This window comes from Limosilactobacillus avistercoris, assembly GCF_014836425.1.
Classification (GTDB): domain Bacteria; phylum Bacillota; class Bacilli; order Lactobacillales; family Lactobacillaceae; genus Limosilactobacillus; species Limosilactobacillus agrestimuris.
In genome coordinates this window covers 1-716 of the sequence record NZ_JACSQW010000054.1, presented here as the reverse complement: position 1 = coordinate 716, position 716 = coordinate 1, and the positions used below count along the sequence as shown (strand labels likewise).

Below are 716 nucleotides of genomic sequence, written 5' to 3'. Positions count from 1 at the left end.
TTCGAGGTAACCCGTTATGAGCTATATACATCTTACTATAAAAGAACGTGAAATGCTTATGTGTTTAAAGGCTAAAGGATTAACTATTCGTGCAATTGCCTTACACATGAAGCGTAGTCCAAGTACTATTTCTCGTGAATTAAAGCGTTGTTCTGGTAAATACTCTGCTAATACTGCTGAAAATGACTGTCACTTAAAACGTCGTAATTGCCATAAACCACTGTTGCTAGATAGTCATCCACAATTACGCCGTAAAATTGTTCATTATATTTTAGATTTACATTGGTCTCCTGAACAAATCGCTGCGCGATTTGCGAAAGAACATCAGTGGTGTGTTAGTTATAACACCATCTATCGTCATATTTACAAGCATAATTTAGGCGAACAGTATTCATCTCATGGTGATACCGGAATTAAACGACATTTAAGACATAAGCATCACACCCGTCATCCTAAAAATACCAGGAGGCATCGGGAAGCCCAGACAGATTATATTTCAATTCATGAGCGCCCTAAATTCATCAATGAGCGTCAGCGCATTGGTGATTGGGAAATAGATACTGTAATGGGGAAAACTGGACACTCTGTTCTTTTAACAGTCGTTGATCGTCTTAGTCGATTAGTATTGATCAAAAAGATCAATCACAAAGAAACAGCTGATGTTAATCAGGGCTTAGTTGATCTCTTAGGATCTATCCCTAAAGAATTTGTCCATT

1 protein-coding gene is annotated in these 716 nt (G+C 37.6%); it reads left to right on the top strand.

Annotation, left to right across the window (positions count from 1 at the left end; genetic code table 11):
* Positions 1-16 precede the first annotated feature (16 nt).
* Positions 17-716, top strand: a 700-nt coding sequence (locus tag H9564_RS09045) for an IS30 family transposase (RefSeq protein WP_191685131.1), incomplete at its 3' end; no start/stop codon positions are given.